The 15,325-nt window shown below is 73.2% G+C and carries 17 protein-coding genes; 9 read left to right on the forward strand and 8 right to left on the reverse strand.

What is annotated here, in order from left to right; translation table 11 throughout:
- The first annotated feature begins 52 nt into the window (after nt 1-52).
- On the forward strand, nt 53-274 hold the full coding sequence (locus tag ABEB00_RS13525; protein ID WP_009337982.1) for a helix-turn-helix domain-containing protein: 222 nt from the start codon (nt 53-55) through the stop codon (nt 272-274).
- Nucleotides 275-435: 161 nt separating this feature from the next.
- Nucleotides 436-1,254: an enoyl-CoA hydratase/isomerase family protein gene (locus tag ABEB00_RS13530; RefSeq protein ID WP_345619757.1), complete on the forward strand. Its 819-nt coding sequence runs from the start codon at nt 436-438 to the stop codon at nt 1,252-1,254.
- A 41-nt stretch (nt 1,255-1,295) separates the two neighbouring features.
- On the opposite strand, the gene ABEB00_RS13535 is transcribed toward ABEB00_RS13530, so the two are convergent.
- A complete protein-coding gene (locus ABEB00_RS13535) occupies nt 1,296-2,039 on the reverse strand; it encodes a nucleopolyhedrovirus P10 family protein (RefSeq protein ID WP_345619758.1) in 744 nt (247 codons plus the stop codon).
- Nucleotides 2,040-2,126: 87 nt separating this feature from the next.
- Between ABEB00_RS13535 and ABEB00_RS13540 the strand changes: the two genes are divergently transcribed.
- The 5 genes from ABEB00_RS13540 (at nt 2,127) to amaP (ending at nt 4,599) form a co-directional block, all read left to right on the forward strand.
- Nucleotides 2,127-2,612 carry an Asp23/Gls24 family envelope stress response protein gene (locus ABEB00_RS13540; RefSeq protein ID WP_345619759.1) on the forward strand — a complete coding sequence of 162 codons (486 nt, stop codon included), beginning with the start codon at nt 2,127-2,129 and terminating at the stop codon, nt 2,610-2,612.
- 109 nt (nt 2,613-2,721) lie between these two features.
- Nucleotides 2,722-2,907: a hypothetical protein gene (locus ABEB00_RS13545; protein WP_345619760.1), complete on the forward strand. Its 186-nt coding sequence runs from the start codon at nt 2,722-2,724 to the stop codon at nt 2,905-2,907.
- Nucleotides 2,904-3,296, forward strand: coding sequence for a hypothetical protein (locus ABEB00_RS13550; protein ID WP_425586481.1), 393 nt, complete (start codon nt 2,904-2,906; stop codon nt 3,294-3,296). The genes ABEB00_RS13545 and ABEB00_RS13550 overlap by 4 nt, the downstream gene beginning before the upstream one ends.
- Nucleotides 3,293-4,015, forward strand: a complete 723-nt coding sequence (locus ABEB00_RS13555; RefSeq protein WP_345619763.1) for a DUF6286 domain-containing protein — start codon at nt 3,293-3,295, stop codon at nt 4,013-4,015. The genes ABEB00_RS13550 and ABEB00_RS13555 overlap by 4 nt, the downstream gene beginning before the upstream one ends.
- An 8-nt stretch (nt 4,016-4,023) precedes the next feature.
- On the forward strand, nt 4,024-4,599 hold the full coding sequence (amaP, locus tag ABEB00_RS13560; protein ID WP_425586482.1) for an alkaline shock response membrane anchor protein AmaP: 576 nt from the start codon (nt 4,024-4,026) through the stop codon (nt 4,597-4,599).
- A 28-nt stretch (nt 4,600-4,627) separates the two neighbouring features.
- Here amaP and ABEB00_RS13565 read toward each other — a convergent pair whose 3' ends face one another.
- The 7 genes from ABEB00_RS13565 to ABEB00_RS13595 form a co-directional block, all read right to left on the reverse strand.
- Nucleotides 4,628-5,383: an SDR family oxidoreductase gene (locus ABEB00_RS13565; protein WP_345619767.1), complete on the reverse strand. Its 756-nt coding sequence runs from the start codon at nt 5,381-5,383 to the stop codon at nt 4,628-4,630.
- Nucleotides 5,384-5,388: 5 nt separating this feature from the next.
- Entirely contained in the window at nt 5,389-7,224 is a 1,836-nt protein-coding gene (locus tag ABEB00_RS13570) for a glycoside hydrolase family 15 protein (RefSeq protein ID WP_345619769.1), read from the reverse strand.
- A gap of 77 nt (nt 7,225-7,301) precedes the next feature.
- A complete protein-coding gene (locus ABEB00_RS13575) occupies nt 7,302-8,132 on the reverse strand; it encodes an SURF1 family cytochrome oxidase biogenesis protein (protein WP_345619771.1) in 831 nt (276 codons plus the stop codon).
- A gap of 72 nt (nt 8,133-8,204) precedes the next feature.
- A complete protein-coding gene (locus ABEB00_RS13580; RefSeq protein WP_345619773.1) occupies nt 8,205-8,438 on the reverse strand; it encodes a hypothetical protein in 234 nt (77 codons plus the stop codon).
- 110 nt (nt 8,439-8,548) lie between these two features.
- A complete protein-coding gene (locus tag ABEB00_RS13585) occupies nt 8,549-9,547 on the reverse strand; it encodes a DEDDh family exonuclease (protein WP_345619774.1) in 999 nt (332 codons plus the stop codon).
- A 243-nt stretch (nt 9,548-9,790) separates the two neighbouring features.
- Nucleotides 9,791-11,311, reverse strand: coding sequence for a S8 family peptidase (locus tag ABEB00_RS13590; protein WP_345619775.1), 1,521 nt, complete (start codon nt 11,309-11,311; stop codon nt 9,791-9,793).
- 109 nt (nt 11,312-11,420) lie between these two features.
- Nucleotides 11,421-12,950: a S8 family peptidase gene (locus tag ABEB00_RS13595; protein WP_345619777.1), complete on the reverse strand. Its 1,530-nt coding sequence runs from the start codon at nt 12,948-12,950 to the stop codon at nt 11,421-11,423.
- Between the two features lie 313 nt (nt 12,951-13,263).
- Here ABEB00_RS13595 and ABEB00_RS13600 point away from each other — a divergent pair, with 313 nt between their 5' ends.
- Both ABEB00_RS13600 and ABEB00_RS13605 read left to right on the forward strand, forming a co-directional pair.
- Nucleotides 13,264-13,620, forward strand: coding sequence for a DUF485 domain-containing protein (locus tag ABEB00_RS13600; RefSeq protein ID WP_345619779.1), 357 nt, complete (start codon nt 13,264-13,266; stop codon nt 13,618-13,620).
- Nucleotides 13,617-15,290, forward strand: coding sequence for a solute symporter family protein (locus tag ABEB00_RS13605; RefSeq protein WP_345619780.1), 1,674 nt, complete (start codon nt 13,617-13,619; stop codon nt 15,288-15,290). Before ABEB00_RS13600 ends, ABEB00_RS13605 begins: the two co-directional genes overlap by 4 nt.
- The last annotated feature ends 35 nt before the right edge of the window (nt 15,291-15,325 follow it).

Genomic DNA, 15,325 nt, shown 5'->3' on the forward strand with positions numbered 1-15,325 from the left:
GGAGGGGTGATCATGAGGAGAACCAGAGCGCACTTCCCACGAGGAGGCACGGGTGGCCGAGACTCTGAAGAAGGGCAGCCGGGTTACCGGCGCCGCGCGCGACAAGCTCGCGGCAGACCTGAAGAAGAAGTACGACTCCGGTGCGAGCATCCGGGCGTTGGCCGAGGAGACCGGCCGCTCGTATGGCTTTGTGCACCGCATGCTCAGTGAGTCGGGTGTCACGCTGCGAGGGCGTGGCGGGGCGACCCGGGGCAAGAAGGCCACGTCGGCCTGACTGTCCCGGGTGGCCCCTCGGCTCCGAGGCTCCGATGGTGGCCACCCGGTCGGACGTGTGACCGACCGGGTGGTTACTGTGCAGTCACTTAGGGGTGGCGTACGGGATGTCGACGTCCCGTGCGGCACGCAGAGGACGATTGCACCCATCGGAGGCGCCCCATGGCTTCGCCCGCCCAGGACCACGGCACGGCAGGTCCCGCTCCCGCTCTCGACCGGGACGGTGTACGGCTCACCGTCGACGACGCGTTCGCCACGGTGACCCTCACCAACCCGGACAAGCGCAACGCGCAGAGCCCCGCTCTGTGGCGGGCGCTCACCGAGGCCGGGCGACTGCTGCCGGGCTCCGTCCGGGTCGTCGTGCTGCGCGCCGAGGGCAAGTCCTTCTCGGCCGGGCTCGACCGGCAGGCGTTCACCCCCGAGGGCTTCGACGGCGAGCCGTCGTTCCTCGATCTCGCGCGCGGCGGTGACGCGGAGCTGGACGCGGCCATCGCCGGATACCAGGAGGGGTTCACCTGGTGGCGGCGGAGCGACCTGGTCTCCATCGCCGCCGTGCAGGGACACGCCATCGGCGCGGGTTTCCAGCTCGCCCTCGCCTGTGACCTGCGGGTCGTCGCCGACGACGTGCAGTTCGCCATGCGCGAGACCAGCCTCGGCCTCGTCCCCGACCTGACGGGCACCCACCCGCTGGTCGGCCTGGTCGGATACGCCCGTGCGCTGGAGATCTGCCTGACCGGCCGGTACGTCCTGGCCGAGGAGGCCGTGAGCAGCGGCCTCGCCAACCTCGCCGTGCCCGGGGACCAGCTCGACGGCGCGGTACGGGACCTGGCCTCGGCGATCCTGGCGGCGCCGCGCGACGCGGTCGTCGAGACCAAGGCGCTGCTCCAGGGCGCCTCGGACCGGGACCTCCACGCCCAGCGCGCCGCGGAGCGCGCCGCCCAGGCCCGCCGCCTGCGCGACCTGGCCGGCCTCGGCGAGTAAGCGCCCCAGCAGCCACCGCAGCAGCCACTTCGGTCACCACCTCAGCCCGTACGGCCTGCCCCGCCCGCCCGGTCGACGGCGGTCACCAGTACCGCCACCGACGGGTGGTCCGGCAGGGCCTGGGAGACGGCCGTGCGCAGGCGCCGGGCCACCTCCACGGTCCGGCGCTCCGCGTCCACCGCGCACTCCAGGCGGACGTGCCGGCGGGGCAGCGCCGCTCCCTCGCGTCCGGGTGCCGAGAGGTCGACCGGGCGGCCCAGCGTGTCCGTCAGCCGGGTCACGCCCTCGACCTCCAGCGCGGCCCGCGCCACCCGGCCCTCGTCGCCGTCGCCGGCTCCGGCCGCCCGTACCGCCCGCGGCTGCGGCTCGGGCGTCGGCTCGGGGGCCGACTCCAGCAGCGCGGTCACCCGCAGATCCACGTCGGTCACGGTCAGCCCGAGCCGGAGCGCCGCGGCCTCGGCGAGGGTGACCCGTACCCGCGAGGCCGCCGCCGGAAGCGGCTCCGACGCCGTCGCCGCGAGATCGGCCGTCAGCCGCAGCGGGCCCGGCGGCAGGGCGCTCGGCGGGGCCGGCACGGCCGGCTCGCAGGCCGCCGCCGGATCGGCGAGCGCGAGCCGCAACCCGTCCAGACGCACGCCGGGCAGGGCGCGCGCCGCCTCCAGCAGCACCTCGCGCGCCGCCCGCTCGGCGATCCACGCACCGTCCCGCTCCCCGCCGAGCGGCAGGAATCTGCCGAGTGCCAGTTGCTCCCGCACCGTCCGTGTCCACCGGTCAGCCGTCGTCATTCCTCCAGCCTGCCGTATCCCTGGCGCGGGATCGCGCAGCCGCACTTACGGTGGGGGGAGGACGACGACCGAAAGGGACGTACGGCGATGAGTGAGACAACCGAACGCAACCGCCCCGGACAGGACATCGGAACGGAAGGCGGCCTGGGCAAGGGACAGTCGGGCAGGCGCGGTGGCGGGGACCCGGGTTCCCGGGGACGGACCACCATCGCCGACGGCGTCGTGGAGAAGATCACCGGAATGGCCGCCCGCGACGTGGCGGGCGTGCACGCCATGGGCAGCGGCGCGGCACGCACCTTCGGGGCCATGCGCGACCGGGTGCCCGGCGGCACCAAGTCGGTCACGCGCGGCGTCAAGTCCGAGGTGGGCGAGACGCAGACCGCACTCGATCTGGAGATCGTCGTCGAGTACGGCGTGTCGATCACCGATGTCGCCCGCGACGTGCGGGAGAACGTGGTCGCGGCGGTGGAGCGGATGACCGGACTCGAAGTGGTCGAGGTCAACATCGCGGTGAGCGACGTGCACCTGCCGGACGAGGAGGACGAGGAGGAGCCGGAGCCGCGGATCAAGTGACGCGTCCCCGACACCCCCTGCCTGCTCCGACTCCTCCGACTCCTCCGCCTACTCCGACTCCTCCGACTACTCCGACTGCTCTGACTGCTCCGACCGAGGAGAGCGCACCATGAACATGGCCGTGGTCGGCATGATCGCCGGCATGGCGCTGGGCTTCGCCGGTTACTTCGGCGGGTTCGGTGCCTTCTTGCTGGTGGCGGCCCTGGGGGCCGTCGGTTTCGTCGTCGGCCGGTTCGTCGAGGGCGACCTCGAACCGGGCGACTTCTTCCGCAGCCGCGACGACCGCCGGCGGTGACCGCGGTGAGCAGTACGGCCACCGCGCCCGCTGAGCCGTCCGGCTCCCCGCCCGCCGTCCCGCCCGGCGACCGCGGCGCCACCCGGATCGCCGACCGGGTCGTGGCCAAGGTGGCCGCACAGGCGGCGCGCGAGGCGGTGGGCTCGCTCCCGGCGGGCGCCACCCGCCCCCACGCGAGCGTGGCCGTGCACCACGGGGCCGCACGCGTCCGCGTCCACCTCGAACTCGACTACCCCTGCGACGTCGGCGCCCGCTGCGCCCGGGTGCGCCGCCGGGTCGCCGAGCGGGTCCGCGCCCTGGTGGGCATGTCGGTGCCGGAGGTCGCCGTCCAGGTGGAACGGCTGCACCCGGCACCGGAGTACGGCGCGCCCCAGGGAAGGACGCGATGAGCGAACCCGAAGAGCCCGAGGGCGCCACCGCCCGGCTGCCGCTGCTCGACCAGGACACCGGCTCGCACTCCGGCAAGGACTCCGACCCGGCATCCGACCCGGCGTCCGGCGTGGAGTCCGGCCCGGAGACCGGCGCGCGGCAGAAGCCGCCGCCCGGCCCGGCGGGCAGGAAGGGACGGGCCGGCCGTTTCTGGTCGGCGCGCCGCGTTCCCGCGGGCATCGTCGCCCTGCTGCTCCTGGCCCTCGCCGGTGTCTTCCTCTACGACGTCGTCTCCGTCCGGGCCGGCCGCGAGGCCCTCGCCCCGCGCCGCGAACTCGCCCGCCAGCTCGCCCAGCGGCCCCTGGACGACACCTGGGTGCTGGTCGGCGCCGGCCTCGCCGCGGCCCTCGGCCTCTGGCTGCTCCTGCTCGCCCTCACCCCCGGGCGGCGGCGGGTCCTGCCGATGCGCCGCACCCATCCCGACGTACGGGCCGGACTGCACCGGGACGCGGCCGCCACGGTGCTGCGCGACCGGGCCATGGAGGTCGCCGGGGTGCAGTCGGCGCGGGTGCGCGCCGGCAGGTCGAAGGCGCGCGTCCGCGCGGTGGCGCACTTCCGCGACCTGGACGACGTACGAGGCGACCTGCACGCCGTGCTCTCCGACACGGCCGGGAGGCTGGGGCTCGCCCGGCCGCCCAAGCTGTCGGTACGGGTGCGGCGGCCCGGACGGAAGGGATGAGGACGGCGATGCGAACCCTCAACCGCGTACTGCTCACCGTCGTGAGCCTGGTCCTGCTGGCCCTGGGCGGCTCCGTGCTCGCCGTGGGCCTCGGCGCCCCGGCGCCCTCCTGGTGGATCCACGACAGCAGGCACGACGTACTGCTCAGCGAGGCCGAGCGGACCCGGTGGCGGGCGGAGGGCTGGTGGTGGCCGGTGGTCATCGCCGTCCTCGCGGTCCTGCTGCTGCTCGCCCTGTGGCGGCTGGTCGCGGTCCTGCGCCGCCGCCGGCTCGCCGAGGTACTGGTCGACACCGGTGACGGCGAGGGCGCCGTGGTGCGCGGACGGGCCGTGGAGGACGCCTTCGCCCAGGAGGCGGAGCACATCGACGGCGTGCGGCGCGCCCGGGTCCGGCTCACCGGCCGCCGCACCGCCCCCGGGGCCCGGGTACGGCTGCTGCTCGAACCGCACGTGGACCCCGGGACCGCGCTGGAACATCTCACCGACGGCGCGCTGGCCCACGCCCGCGGCTCGGCCGGTCTCACGGAGCTGCCGACCGAGGTCCGCCTCACGGAGGCCAAGCACGAGGCGGAACGGGTGAACTAGGGCCGGTGGTGGCCGGGGGAGGCGGGGCTCAGAAGCCGTGCCGTACCCCGCCGTCCACCGGCAGCATCACGCCGGTCACGTACGACGCCGCCGGCGACAGCAGGAACGCCGCCGCGCGGCCGAACTCGGCCGCGGCGCCGTAGCGGCGCAGCGGGATGCGGGACTCGGCCGCCGTACGGGTGGCCACCGGGTCGGCGGACAGGCCGTCCAGCTCGCGGACCCGGTCGGTGTCGATCCGGCCCGGCAGCACCCCGACGACACGGATGCCGCGCGGGCCCAGCTCGTCCGCGAGGGACTTCGCGAACCCGGCGAGCCCCGGCCGCAGGCCGTTGGAGATGGTCAGGCCGGGCAGCGGCTCGTACACCGAGCCGGAGAGCACGAAGCCGATGACCCCGCCTTCCGACAACTGCGCCGCCGCCGTGCGGGCCAGCCGCACCGCGCCGAGGAAGACGGACTCGAACGCCGCCTGCCACTGCTCGTCGGTGTTGTCGGCGAGGAAGCCGGGCGGCGGGCCGCCGACGCTGATGAGGATGCCGTCCACGCGGTGGAAGTGCTCACGCGCGGTGGCGACGATCCGCTCGGCCGCCTGCGGGTCGGCGTTGTCGGCGGCCACCCCCAGCGCGTTCGGTCCCAGTTCCCGGGCCGCCTCGGCGACCCGCTCCTCGTCCCGTCCGGTGACGATCACCTTCGCGCCGTCGGCGACCAGTTCACGCGCGGCGGCGTTGCCCAGCCCCCGGGTGGCTCCGGTGACGACGTACACCCGGTCCTTCAGTCCAAGATCCATGGTCCCTATCCTGCCTCGTCGCCGTTGTCCGCGTCCGGGCCGTTGTCCGCGTCCCCGTCCCCGGAGAGCGCCAGGGCGGTGTGCACCAGGCCGATGTGGCTGAACGCCTGCGGGAAGTTGCCGAGCTGCCGGCCGGCCACCGGGTCGTACTCCTCGGAGAGCAGGCCCACGTCGTTGGCGAGCCCCACCAGCCGTTCGAACAGCTCGCGGGCCTCCTTGGTCCGGCCGGACATGTGCAGGGCGTCCGCGAGCCAGAAGGAGCACACCAGGAAGGTGCCCTCGGCGCCCGGCAGCCCGTCCACCGCGTCCTCGGCCTCGTCGTCGTCCGCCGTGCTGTAGCGCTGCACCAGGCCGTCCCGGGTCAGCTCCCGGGCGACCGCGTCGATCGTGCCGACCACCCGGGGGTCGTCGGGCGGCAGGAAACCGACCCGGGGGATGAACAGCAGCGCCGCGTCCAGCTCCCGTGAGCCGTAGTACTGGGTGAAGGTGTTCCGCTCCGGGTCGTAGCCCTGCTCGCAGACCTCGCGGTGGATCTCGTCGCGCAGCGCGCGCCAGCCGTCCAGGTCCCCTTCCAGCTCCGGATGGTCCTCCATGGTGCGCACCGCCCGGTCCGCGGCCACCCACACCATCACCTTGGAGTGCACGAACTGCCGGCGCCTGCCGCGCACCTCCCACAGCCCCTCGTCCGGCTGCCGCCACGCGTCGCGCAGGAAGTCCAGCAGCGCCCGCTGCAGCTCCCACACCTGCGGCACGGCGGACATCCCGGCCTCGCGGGCCAGCGACAGGGTGTCCATGACCTCCCCGTACACGTCGAGCTGGAGCTGGTTGACGGCGTCGTTCCCGATCCGCACCGGCCGGGACCCGTCGAAGCCGGCCAGCCACGGCAGTTCGTACTCCGGCAGCCGGCGCTCACCGGCCAGGCCGTACATGATCTGGAGGTCGGCCGGGTTTCCGGCGACCGCGCGCAGCAGCCAGTCGCGCCACGCCTCCGCCTCGTCGACGTAGCCGGCCGCGAGCAGGGCGGCCAGGGTGAGGGTGGAGTCGCGCAGCCAGCAGTAGCGGTAGTCCCAGTTGCGCACGCCGCCCGGCTCCTCGGGCAGCGAGGTGGTCGCGGCGGCCACGATGCCGCCGGTGGGCTTGTACGTCAGCGCCTTCAGGGTGATCAGCGAGCGGACCACGGCGTCCCGGTACGGGCCGTCGTAGCGGCACCGGGCGGCCCAGGCCCGCCAGTCGGCCACGCTGTGCTCCAGCGCCTCGTACGGGTCGACCAGCGCCGGCCGGGGCTCGTGCGAGGGGTGCCAGGTGAGGACGAAGGCCACCTTCTGGCCGGCGGCCACGGTGAACTCCGCGTGCGTCCCGAAGTTTTCGCCCCAACTGTGCACCTCGGGCTCGCTGCGCAGCCACGCCGAGTCCGGCCCGGCCACGGCCACCCGGTGCCCGTCGGTCCTGCGCACCCAGGGCACGACCGAGCCGTAGTCGAAGCGCAGCCGCAGCGCGCTGTGCATGGTCACCTCGCCGCGCAGCCCCTCCACGACCCGGACCAGGTCCGGGGACCGGTCGCGCTGGGGCATCAGGTCGGTGACGCGCACCGCGCCCTCGGCCGTCTCCCACTCGGTGTCCAGGACGAGGGTGTCGGGCCGGTAGGCGCGGCGGGTGCAGCGGTCGGCGCCCTTCGGCGCGAGCCGCCAGTGGCCGTTGTCGTCGTCGCCGAGCAGCCGGGCGAAGCAGGCGGCGGAGTCGAAGCGGGGCAGGCAGAGCCAGTCCACGGAGCCGTCCGTGCCGACCAGGGCGGCGGTCTGCTCGTCACCGATGAGCGCGTAGTCCTCGATACGGGGGTGCACGGTTGTCCGTCTGCCCTGCCGGAGCCGGGGGCAATCAAGGCGCGCGGGAACGGCCGGGGGCGGTACCGGTCCTGCGGCTAGACCGCGGTCGCGGACGCCGCCGCGGCGCCTTTCCCGCCGCCACCCCCGCCGCCACCTCCGCCGTCGCCCTCGCCCTCGCCCTGCGCCCGGTCGCGGACCTCGCGGCGGACCAGGAACCACCAGCCGACCGGGACGGCCGCGGAGAACAGCCACCACTGGACGGCGTACGCGAAGTTCAGCGCCGCGTCCTCGTCGCCGGGCCGGCCGATGAGCTGGGGGGTGCCGTCCCTCGGCTCGGGCGCGGTGAGCACGACGTAGCCGCCGAGCACCTCGGCGCCCAGCCGGTCGGCCTCCTGCGCGCTGTTGATGAGCATGACCTGGCGCTCGGGCAGGCCCTTGAGGTTCTTGATGCCGCTCGCCTCGGTCGTCTCGTCGGGCATCATCCGCCCGGTGACGGTGAGCTCACCGGCGGGCGGCGCGGGGACCTTCGGGAACGAGGTCTGGCTCGGGGCGTCCGCGGCGATCCAGCCCCGGTTGACCAGCAGCACCTTGCCGTCGTCCAGGACGAACGGGGTCAGTACGTGGTAGCCGACCGCGTCGTCGGCGTTGGTGCGGCGCCGGACGACGACCTCGCCGGCCGCGTCGAAGTGCCCCTTCGCGGTGACGTTGCGGTACCGCTCGGTGGTGGTGATGCTCGCGCCGGGCGAGGTCAGCCGCTCCACCGGCACCGGGTCGGCGCCGAGCGCCTCGGCGACCAGGTCGTTGCGGGCGGTGCGCTCCTCGTAGCGATGCATCTGCCAGAAGCCCAGCCTGATCATCGTGGGGATCAGGAGGAGGGCGATCAGCGTGAGGATCACCCACTGCCGGGACAACAGGAAGCGGTACACCCCACGACCGTACAACTCGGTCGCGGGGCGCTCTCCGGCGGGTGCGGGCCGGTCACCGGCCTGTCGCCCGGGTCACACCTTGTCGATGACGCCCGTCCTCCCCTCCGAGCGGGCGCAGTGGGCGCCGCAGTACCAGTGGCCGTCGACCTCGACGCCCTGCCCGATGATCTGCACCCGGCAGTGCTCGCAGATCGGGGCCATCCGGTGGATGGCGCAGGAGAAGCAGTCGAAGACGTGCACCGCGCCCTGCGCGTGCACCTCGAAGCTCATGCCGTAGTTGTTGCCGCAGACTTCACAGGTCGCCATGGGCCACAGGGTGGGCCGTCGCCGGGGTGCGGGCGAGCGGGTGCCGGGCGAGTCGTCCGGCATTCACCCGTCCGACGCCCGGACAAGTGTGACGAACGGGCGGGCCCGGATCAGCCGTCGGCCGGCGTGGCCGGTTCGACGTCCCGCAGCAACTGCCCGAACCCCGCCTCGTCCACCACCGGCGTCCCGTACTGCCTCGCCTTGACCACCTTCGACGTGCCCGAGTCCGGGTCGTTGGTGACCAGCAGGCTGGTCAGCCGGGAGAGGCTGGTGGCCACGTGCAGACCGGCCTCGGTGGCCCGGTCCTCCAGCAGTTCCCGCTCGGTCGACGTGTCACCCGAAAAGGCGATCCGCATGCCCTGCTTGAGCGGTTTGCCGTCTACGTACCGACCTGGGTTGGGATGGGGGCATGCGGGCCTTTTGCGGGACGGGCGCCAACCACCGCCGCGATAGCCGCCGGAGCCCGCCTGACGGCCGATCCTGGCGGTCGGCCGGTCCGTCCACTCGGTCAGCGGCAGGCATTCGAGCAGCGGCAGCCGCAGCCTCCCGGCCGCCGCGGCGAGCAGGCTCGGCCGGAACGCCTCGGCGAGCACCCGCGCGTCGTCCAGCGCGTGGTGCGCCCGCTGCTGCACCACGCCGAAGTGCGCGGCGAGCGACTCCAGCTTGTGGTTGGGCAGTGGCAGGGCCAGTTCCTTGGCGAGCGCGATGGTGCACAGACGCTGGCGGACCGGGGCCTCACGTTCGGCCCGCGCGTACTCGCGGGCGATCATCTGCCAGTCGAAGACGGCGTTGTGCGCGACCAGCACCCGGCCGTCGAGCCGGGCCGCGAACTCCTCCGCCACGTCCCGGAAGAGGGGCGCCCCCGCCAGCACGTCGCTCGTCAGGCCGTGTATCCACACCGGCCCCGGGTCCCGCTCCGGATTGACCAGGGTGTACCAGTGGTCCTCGACCTCGCCGCGCGCGTCCAGCCGGTAGACGGCCGCGGAGATGATGCGGTCGTCGCGGGCCAGGCCGGTGGTCTCTACGTCAACGACCGCGTATCCCTGCGGATACGCGGCCGGCCACGCTGTGGAGGAGGACGCCTCGGTCGTCGTGTGGTCTTCGAGCATGGTCACTGAGGATACGGCCCAGCACTGACAGCCCCGCCCCGCAGGGCACCCGCGCCGCTCACCGGAACCGGTCACTCCGTCAGCTCCGGGCGCGGCGGCGCGGGTTCGGGGACGGCGGTTCCCGCACGTCCGCCCGCGCCACCGCGGTGACGCGGGCGGACAGGGCGGGGCGGCCACCCGGCCGCCGTCACGCGGTCGCCGCTACCCGGCCACCGCTACCCGGCCGCCGTCACTTGGCGACCGTCACTTGGTCACCGCGTCCAGGGCGTCCGCCGTGCCCCAGCCGTAGAACCCGTTGCGGTTCTTGGAGCCCTCGCAGACCGCGTCCACCTCGCCGTCGCCGTCGATGTCGTACGGCTCGGTGCAGGCGGTGGCGTCGGCCTCGGCGTACAGCAGGGCCTTGACCAGGGCCGGAGGCGCGTAGGGGTGTGTCGACTTGATGAGGGCGGCGACCCCCGCGACGTGCGGCGACGCCATCGACGTACCCGCCATGTAGCCCCAGTTCCCGCCGGGCAGGGTGCCCAGGATCAGGCCGCTGGTGGCGGGCGGGGCGGGGGTCTGGTAGGCGGTCGAGTCGCCGCCGGGCGCGGCGATGTCGATGACGCCGAGGCCGTGGTTGGAGAAGGACGACTTGATGCCCTTGGCGCCGGTGGCGGCGACCGTGACGACACCCGGGAGCTGGGTCGGGATGTCGTAGCACTCGGACGGGTCGATCACCCGGTCCGAGGGCGTGGAGTCGTTGGGGGAGACCGGGTCGGTGATCTCGTCGGCGGCGAGGTCGTAGTTCTCGTTGCCGGCCGCGGCGACGTTGACCGCGCCCTTCTTCTCCGCGTACCGCGACGCCCGGGTGACCGCGTCGACGAGCGCCTTCTGGTCGGGGTCGTTCTTGCAGTTGAAGTACCACGGGTCGGTGTAATAGCTGTTGTTGGTCACGTCGACGCCGTGCTCGGCCGCCCAGACGAAGCCGCAGACCACGGCCTCGGTGTAGAAGAAGCCGTCCGGGTTGGAGACCTTGATGCCGGAGACCTTCACGCCGGGCGCCACGCCCGTCATACCGATGCCGTTCTTCGCGGCGGCTATCTCACCGGCGACGTGGGTGCCGTGCGGGCTCTCCGCCGCGCCCGGCCGCCAGGCGCCGTCGGTGGTGTCCGGTTTGCCCGTCACGCAGTTGACGGACGCGGCGCGGTCGAAGTTGGGCGCGATGTCCGGGTGGGTGTCGTCCACCCCGGTGTCGATGACGGCGACGGTCACCTTGCTGGAGCCCAGCGACTTCTCGTGCGCCTTGTCCGCCTTGATGGCGGGCAGGTCCCACTGGAGGCCCTCCAGCGGGTCCTGGCCCGCGGCGGCCTCGGCGGCGGCCAGTTCCTTCTTGCCGAGCACCCTCGGGGTGCCCTCGTCGGTCGTCGCCGCCGACGGCAGCGGCGCGGTGCGGGTGGCACCGGCCGAGTCCACGCCGCGCACCGTGCGGACGGACGCGGCGAAGGCCGGGTTCGACGAGTGGACGACGATCACGCCGATACGGTCGTACGACGTGACGATCGTGCCGCCCGCCTCGGCTATCGCGCGCTTCACCTTGGCCGAGGGCTTGCCGGAGGCGACGTTGACGACGTAGCTCAGCGGGGTCCCGTCGGCCGCCGAGGCCGCCGCGGGTGCCTCGGCCACCGCGGCGGCCGGGACGTCGGGCAGGAGGGCGAGGGCCGCCGCCACGGCCAGGCCGGCCGGTATCGCGAGCGCGCGGCGGTGGCGCGGGAGGAACGCAGTCATGGATGAACTCTCCGGTTTCTTCCGTGGCGCACGTGTGCGTGTGCTGCCAGTGGTGCGCGTACTGCCTGTGGTGCCGGGTCGCGGGTGCCGGGTCCGGTGGGCGGGAAGGTCACTTCACCGCGCGCAGCGCGTCGACGATGCCGGAGCCGTAGAAGCCGTTGGCCCGCGCGCCGCCCTCGCAGACCGCGTTCGGTGTGCCGTCGCCGTCCGGGTCGTAGGAGGCCGGGCAGGCGTGGTCCGTCGCCTGGGCCTTCAGCAGCGCCTGGAGACGGGCCGGCGAGGCCGAGGGGTGGGTGGACTTCAGCAGGGCGGCGACGCCCGCGGCGTGCGGGGAGGCCATCGAGGTGCCCTGGAGGAAGGCGTACTGGTTGTTCGGCATCGTGGACAGGATGCGGCCGTCCTTCGAGGGCGTGTCCGGGATCTGGTAGAGCCGGTCACCGCCCGGCGCGGCGACGTCGATGACGCCCGCGCCGTACGTCGAGTAGTACGACTTGGCGTCGTTCACGCCCGTCGCGCTGACCGTGACGACGCCCGGGAGCTGGGTGGGCACGTCCAGGCACTCGTGCGGGTCGACGGTCCGCGGCACCGGCGTGGAGTCGTCGGGGCTGGACTCGTCCACGAGGGCGTCGGCGGCCAGGTCCTGGTTGGAGTTGCCGGCCGAGGCCAGGTGCAGGGTGCCCTTGCGCTGGGCGTAGAGCTGGGCCCGGTTCACCGCGTCCACGATGGCCCGCTGGTCGGGGTCGTCCAGGCAGTTGTAGAGCCACGGGTCGACGTAGTAGCTGTTGTTGGTGATCTCCACGCCGTGGTCGGCGGCGAAGACGAAGGCGCAGACCACGCTCTCCGGGTAGAAGAGTCCGTTGTCCGGGTCGCTCACCTTGATGCTGGACACCCGCACGCCCGGGGCGACGCCCGCGACGCCGACGCCGTTGCGGGCCGCGGCGATCTCACCGGCCACATGGGTGCCGTGGTAGTCGGCGGCGGTGTAGGGCCGCCAGGCGCCCTCGCTGGTGTCCGGGCGGCCGCCGACGCAGTTGGCGGACTGGGACGCGGAGAAGTTCGGGGCGAGGTCCGGGTGGGTGTCGTCCACGCCGGTGTCGATGACGGCGACGGTCACCTTCCGGCTGCCCGGGTCGACGGCCGCGGCCCGGTCGGCGCCGATCGCCCGCAGGTCCCACTGGTCCGCCTCCAGGGGCTCGCTCGCCCCGGCCGCCGCGGAGGCCCGCGCGGTCTCGGCGGCCTGCTCCCGGGTCAGGATCTCGGCGGCGCCCTCGGCCGTCGCGCCGGCGGCGGTCAGCGGCGCGGTGCGGGTGGCGCCCGCCGAGCGCACCCCGCGCACCGCGCGCATCCGCGCCGCGAAGCCGGGGTCGGCCGAGTGCGCGACGAGGACACCGATCCGGTCGTAGACGGCGACCACGCTGCCGCCGGCCGCGACGACGGCCCGCTTCACCGAGGCGATCGTGCGGTGGTCGGTCCGGGTGTTGACGACGTACGCGAGCCGTGGCGCGTCCGCGGCCGCGGCCCGCGCGACGGGCGCCGCGGCCGGCGCCGCCGACGCGGCGGCGGGCAGGAAGCCCAGCGAGGCGGTCAGCGACAGCACGACCGGTACGGCCAGGGCCAGCCGACGTCTGGAATGAGGCATGGGATCTCCACATCATCCGGAAACGAGACCGGCCCGAGACACAGGTGGTGATCGGGCAGGTACATGTCGGGTGGTGCAGGCTGAAGCTATCCCCCGAAGTCGCTGGCCAGCAATGACCGGCCGGGGGTGACTTCGGAAAGTCCCGGGAGAGGGTGAACCGGGCCCCGGGGGGCGCCGTGTCGTTGGTCAGGCAGCACACCCGTCCGGCCCCCTGTCGGATCACGTCCGGAACGCCTACCATCGCGGCTTCGGATTGTGTGATCCAGATCACTTCGAGGTATCAGCCGTCATGTCCGTCGTACGAGGAGACTCCGTGGCCGCCGACGCACCGCCCCCTTCGCAAGAGCAACACCGGCTTCCCTCTCCCGAGGAGTTCGCCGAGGTGCAGCAGAGCGCGGACTTCGGTGAACTGCGCCGTTCCTTCCGCTCCTTCGCCTTCCCGCTGACGATCGGTTTCGTCGCCTGGTACCTGCTCTACGTGCTGCTCTCCAATTACGCGGGCGGCTTCATGGGCACCAAGCTGTTCGGCAACATCAACGTCGCCCTCGTCTTCGGCCTCGCCCAGTTCCTCACCACGTTCCTCATCGCCTGGTGGTACTCGCGGTACGCGGCCGCGAAGCTCGATCCCAAGGCGGCGGCCATCAAGTCCCGGATGGAGGGCGGCGCATGAGCCCCGCAGCACACCCGTTCCTCGCCACCGACCTCGCCACCGGCCTCACCACCGATCTCGCCACCGGCCTCGCCGCCAACGAGGCCAGCGAGCACCGGCCGCTGATCATCACGCTCTTCGCGGTCTTCGTGGTGGCCACCTTGGTGATCACCGTCTGGGCGGGCCGCCAGACCAAGGACGCCGCCGACTTCTACGCGGGCGGCCGCCAGTTCAGCGCCTTCCAGAACGGCCTCGCGGTCTCCGGCGACTACATGTCCGCCGCGTCCTTCCTCGGCATCGCCGGCGCCATCGCCATCTTCGGCTACGACGGCTTCCTGTACTCCATCGGCTTCCTGGTCGCCTGGCTGGTCGCCCTGCTCCTGGTCGCCGAGCCGCTGCGCAACTCCGGCCGCTACACGATGGGCGACGTCCTCGCCTACCGCATGCGCCAGCGCCCGGTGCGCACCGCCGCCGGCACCTCCACGATCGTCGTCTCCATCTTCTACCTGCTGGCCCAGATGGCGGGCGCCGGCGTCCTGGTCTCCCTGCTGCTCGGCATCACCTCCGACGCCGGCAAGATCCTCATCGTCGCCCTGGTCGGCATCCTGATGATCGTCTACGTCTCCATCGGCGGCATGAAGGGCACCACCTGGGTCCAGATGGTGAAGGCCGTGCTGCTCATCAGCGGCACCCTGCTCATCACCTTCCTGGTGCTGCTGAAGTTCGACTTCAACATCTCCGACCTGCTCGGCACCGCCGCCGAGAACAGCGGCAAGGGCGCCGCCTTCCTGGAGCCCGGCCTCCAGTACGGCGCCACCGGCACCTCCAAGCTCGACTTCGTCTCGCTCGGCATCGCCCTGGTGCTCGGCACGGCCGGCCTGCCGCACATCCTGATCCGCTTCTACACGGTCCCCAACGCCAAGGCCGCCCGTAAGTCCGTGAACTGGGCCATCGGCATCATCGGCGCCTTCTACCTGATGACCATCGCCCTCGGTTTCGGGGCCGCGGCGCTCATCTCGCAGAAGGAGATCATCGAGTCCAACCCGTCCGGCAACACGGCGGCGCCGCTGCTCGCCCTGCACGTCGGCGGCGTCGACTCGGCCTGGGGCGCGATCCTGCTCGCCACCATCTCGGCGGTGGCCTTCGCCACCATCCTCGCCGTGGTCGCGGGCCTCACCCTCGCCTCGTCCTCGTCCTTCGCGCACGACATCTACGCCAATGTCATCCGCCGGGGCCGGGCCACCGAGAAGGAGGAGATGCGGGCGGCCCGCTGGGCGACCCTCTTCATCGGGATCGTCTCCATCGGCCTCGGCGCCCTGGCCCGCGACCTCAACGTGGCCGGCCTGGTCGCCCTGGCCTTCGCGGTCGCGGCCAGCGCCAACCTGCCGACCATCCTCTACAGCCTGTTCTGGAAGCGGTTCACCACCCAGGGCGCCCTGTGGTCGATCTACGGCGGACTGGTCGTCGCCGTCGGCCTGGTGCTGTTCTCCCCGGTCGTCTCCGGCGACCCCAAGGCGATGTTCCCGGGCGTCGACTTCGCCTGGTTCCCCCTGAAGAACCCGGGCATCATCTCCATCCCGTTCGGCTTCCTGATGGGCTGGCTCGGCACGCTCCTGTCCAAGGAGGAGCCGAACGCCGCCAAGTACGCGGAGCTGGAGGTCCGGTCCCTGACCGGCACCGGAGCCCACTAGAGCAGTCAACCGGAGCAGTCAACCGGAGCAGTCCA

The sequence above is a fragment of the Streptomyces ziwulingensis genome (assembly GCF_039542605.1).
Taxonomy (GTDB): domain Bacteria; phylum Actinomycetota; class Actinomycetes; order Streptomycetales; family Streptomycetaceae; genus Streptomyces; species Streptomyces ziwulingensis.

Coding starts and splice junctions, on each gene's coding strand:
- ABEB00_RS13590 (WP_345619775.1), bottom strand. CDS start 11,311: ATGACTGCGTTCCTCCCGCGCCACCGCCGCGCGCTCGCGATACCGGCC.
- ABEB00_RS13595 (WP_345619777.1), bottom strand. CDS start 12,950: ATGCCTCATTCCAGACGTCGGCTGGCCCTGGCCGTACCGGTCGTGCTG.
- amaP (WP_425586482.1), top strand. CDS start 4,024: ATGCGAACCCTCAACCGCGTACTGCTCACCGTCGTGAGCCTGGTCCTG.
- ABEB00_RS13545 (WP_345619760.1), top strand. CDS start 2,722: ATGAACATGGCCGTGGTCGGCATGATCGCCGGCATGGCGCTGGGCTTC.
- ABEB00_RS13580 (WP_345619773.1), bottom strand. CDS start 8,438: ATGGCGACCTGTGAAGTCTGCGGCAACAACTACGGCATGAGCTTCGAG.
- ABEB00_RS13605 (WP_345619780.1), top strand. CDS start 13,617: ATGAGCCCCGCAGCACACCCGTTCCTCGCCACCGACCTCGCCACCGGC.
- ABEB00_RS13555 (WP_345619763.1), top strand. CDS start 3,293: ATGAGCGAACCCGAAGAGCCCGAGGGCGCCACCGCCCGGCTGCCGCTG.
- ABEB00_RS13530 (WP_345619757.1), top strand. CDS start 436: ATGGCTTCGCCCGCCCAGGACCACGGCACGGCAGGTCCCGCTCCCGCT.
- ABEB00_RS13540 (WP_345619759.1), top strand. CDS start 2,127: ATGAGTGAGACAACCGAACGCAACCGCCCCGGACAGGACATCGGAACG.
- ABEB00_RS13585 (WP_345619774.1), bottom strand. CDS start 9,547: ATGCTCGAAGACCACACGACGACCGAGGCGTCCTCCTCCACAGCGTGG.
- ABEB00_RS13565 (WP_345619767.1), bottom strand. CDS start 5,383: ATGGATCTTGGACTGAAGGACCGGGTGTACGTCGTCACCGGAGCCACC.
- ABEB00_RS13535 (WP_345619758.1), bottom strand. CDS start 2,039: ATGACGACGGCTGACCGGTGGACACGGACGGTGCGGGAGCAACTGGCA.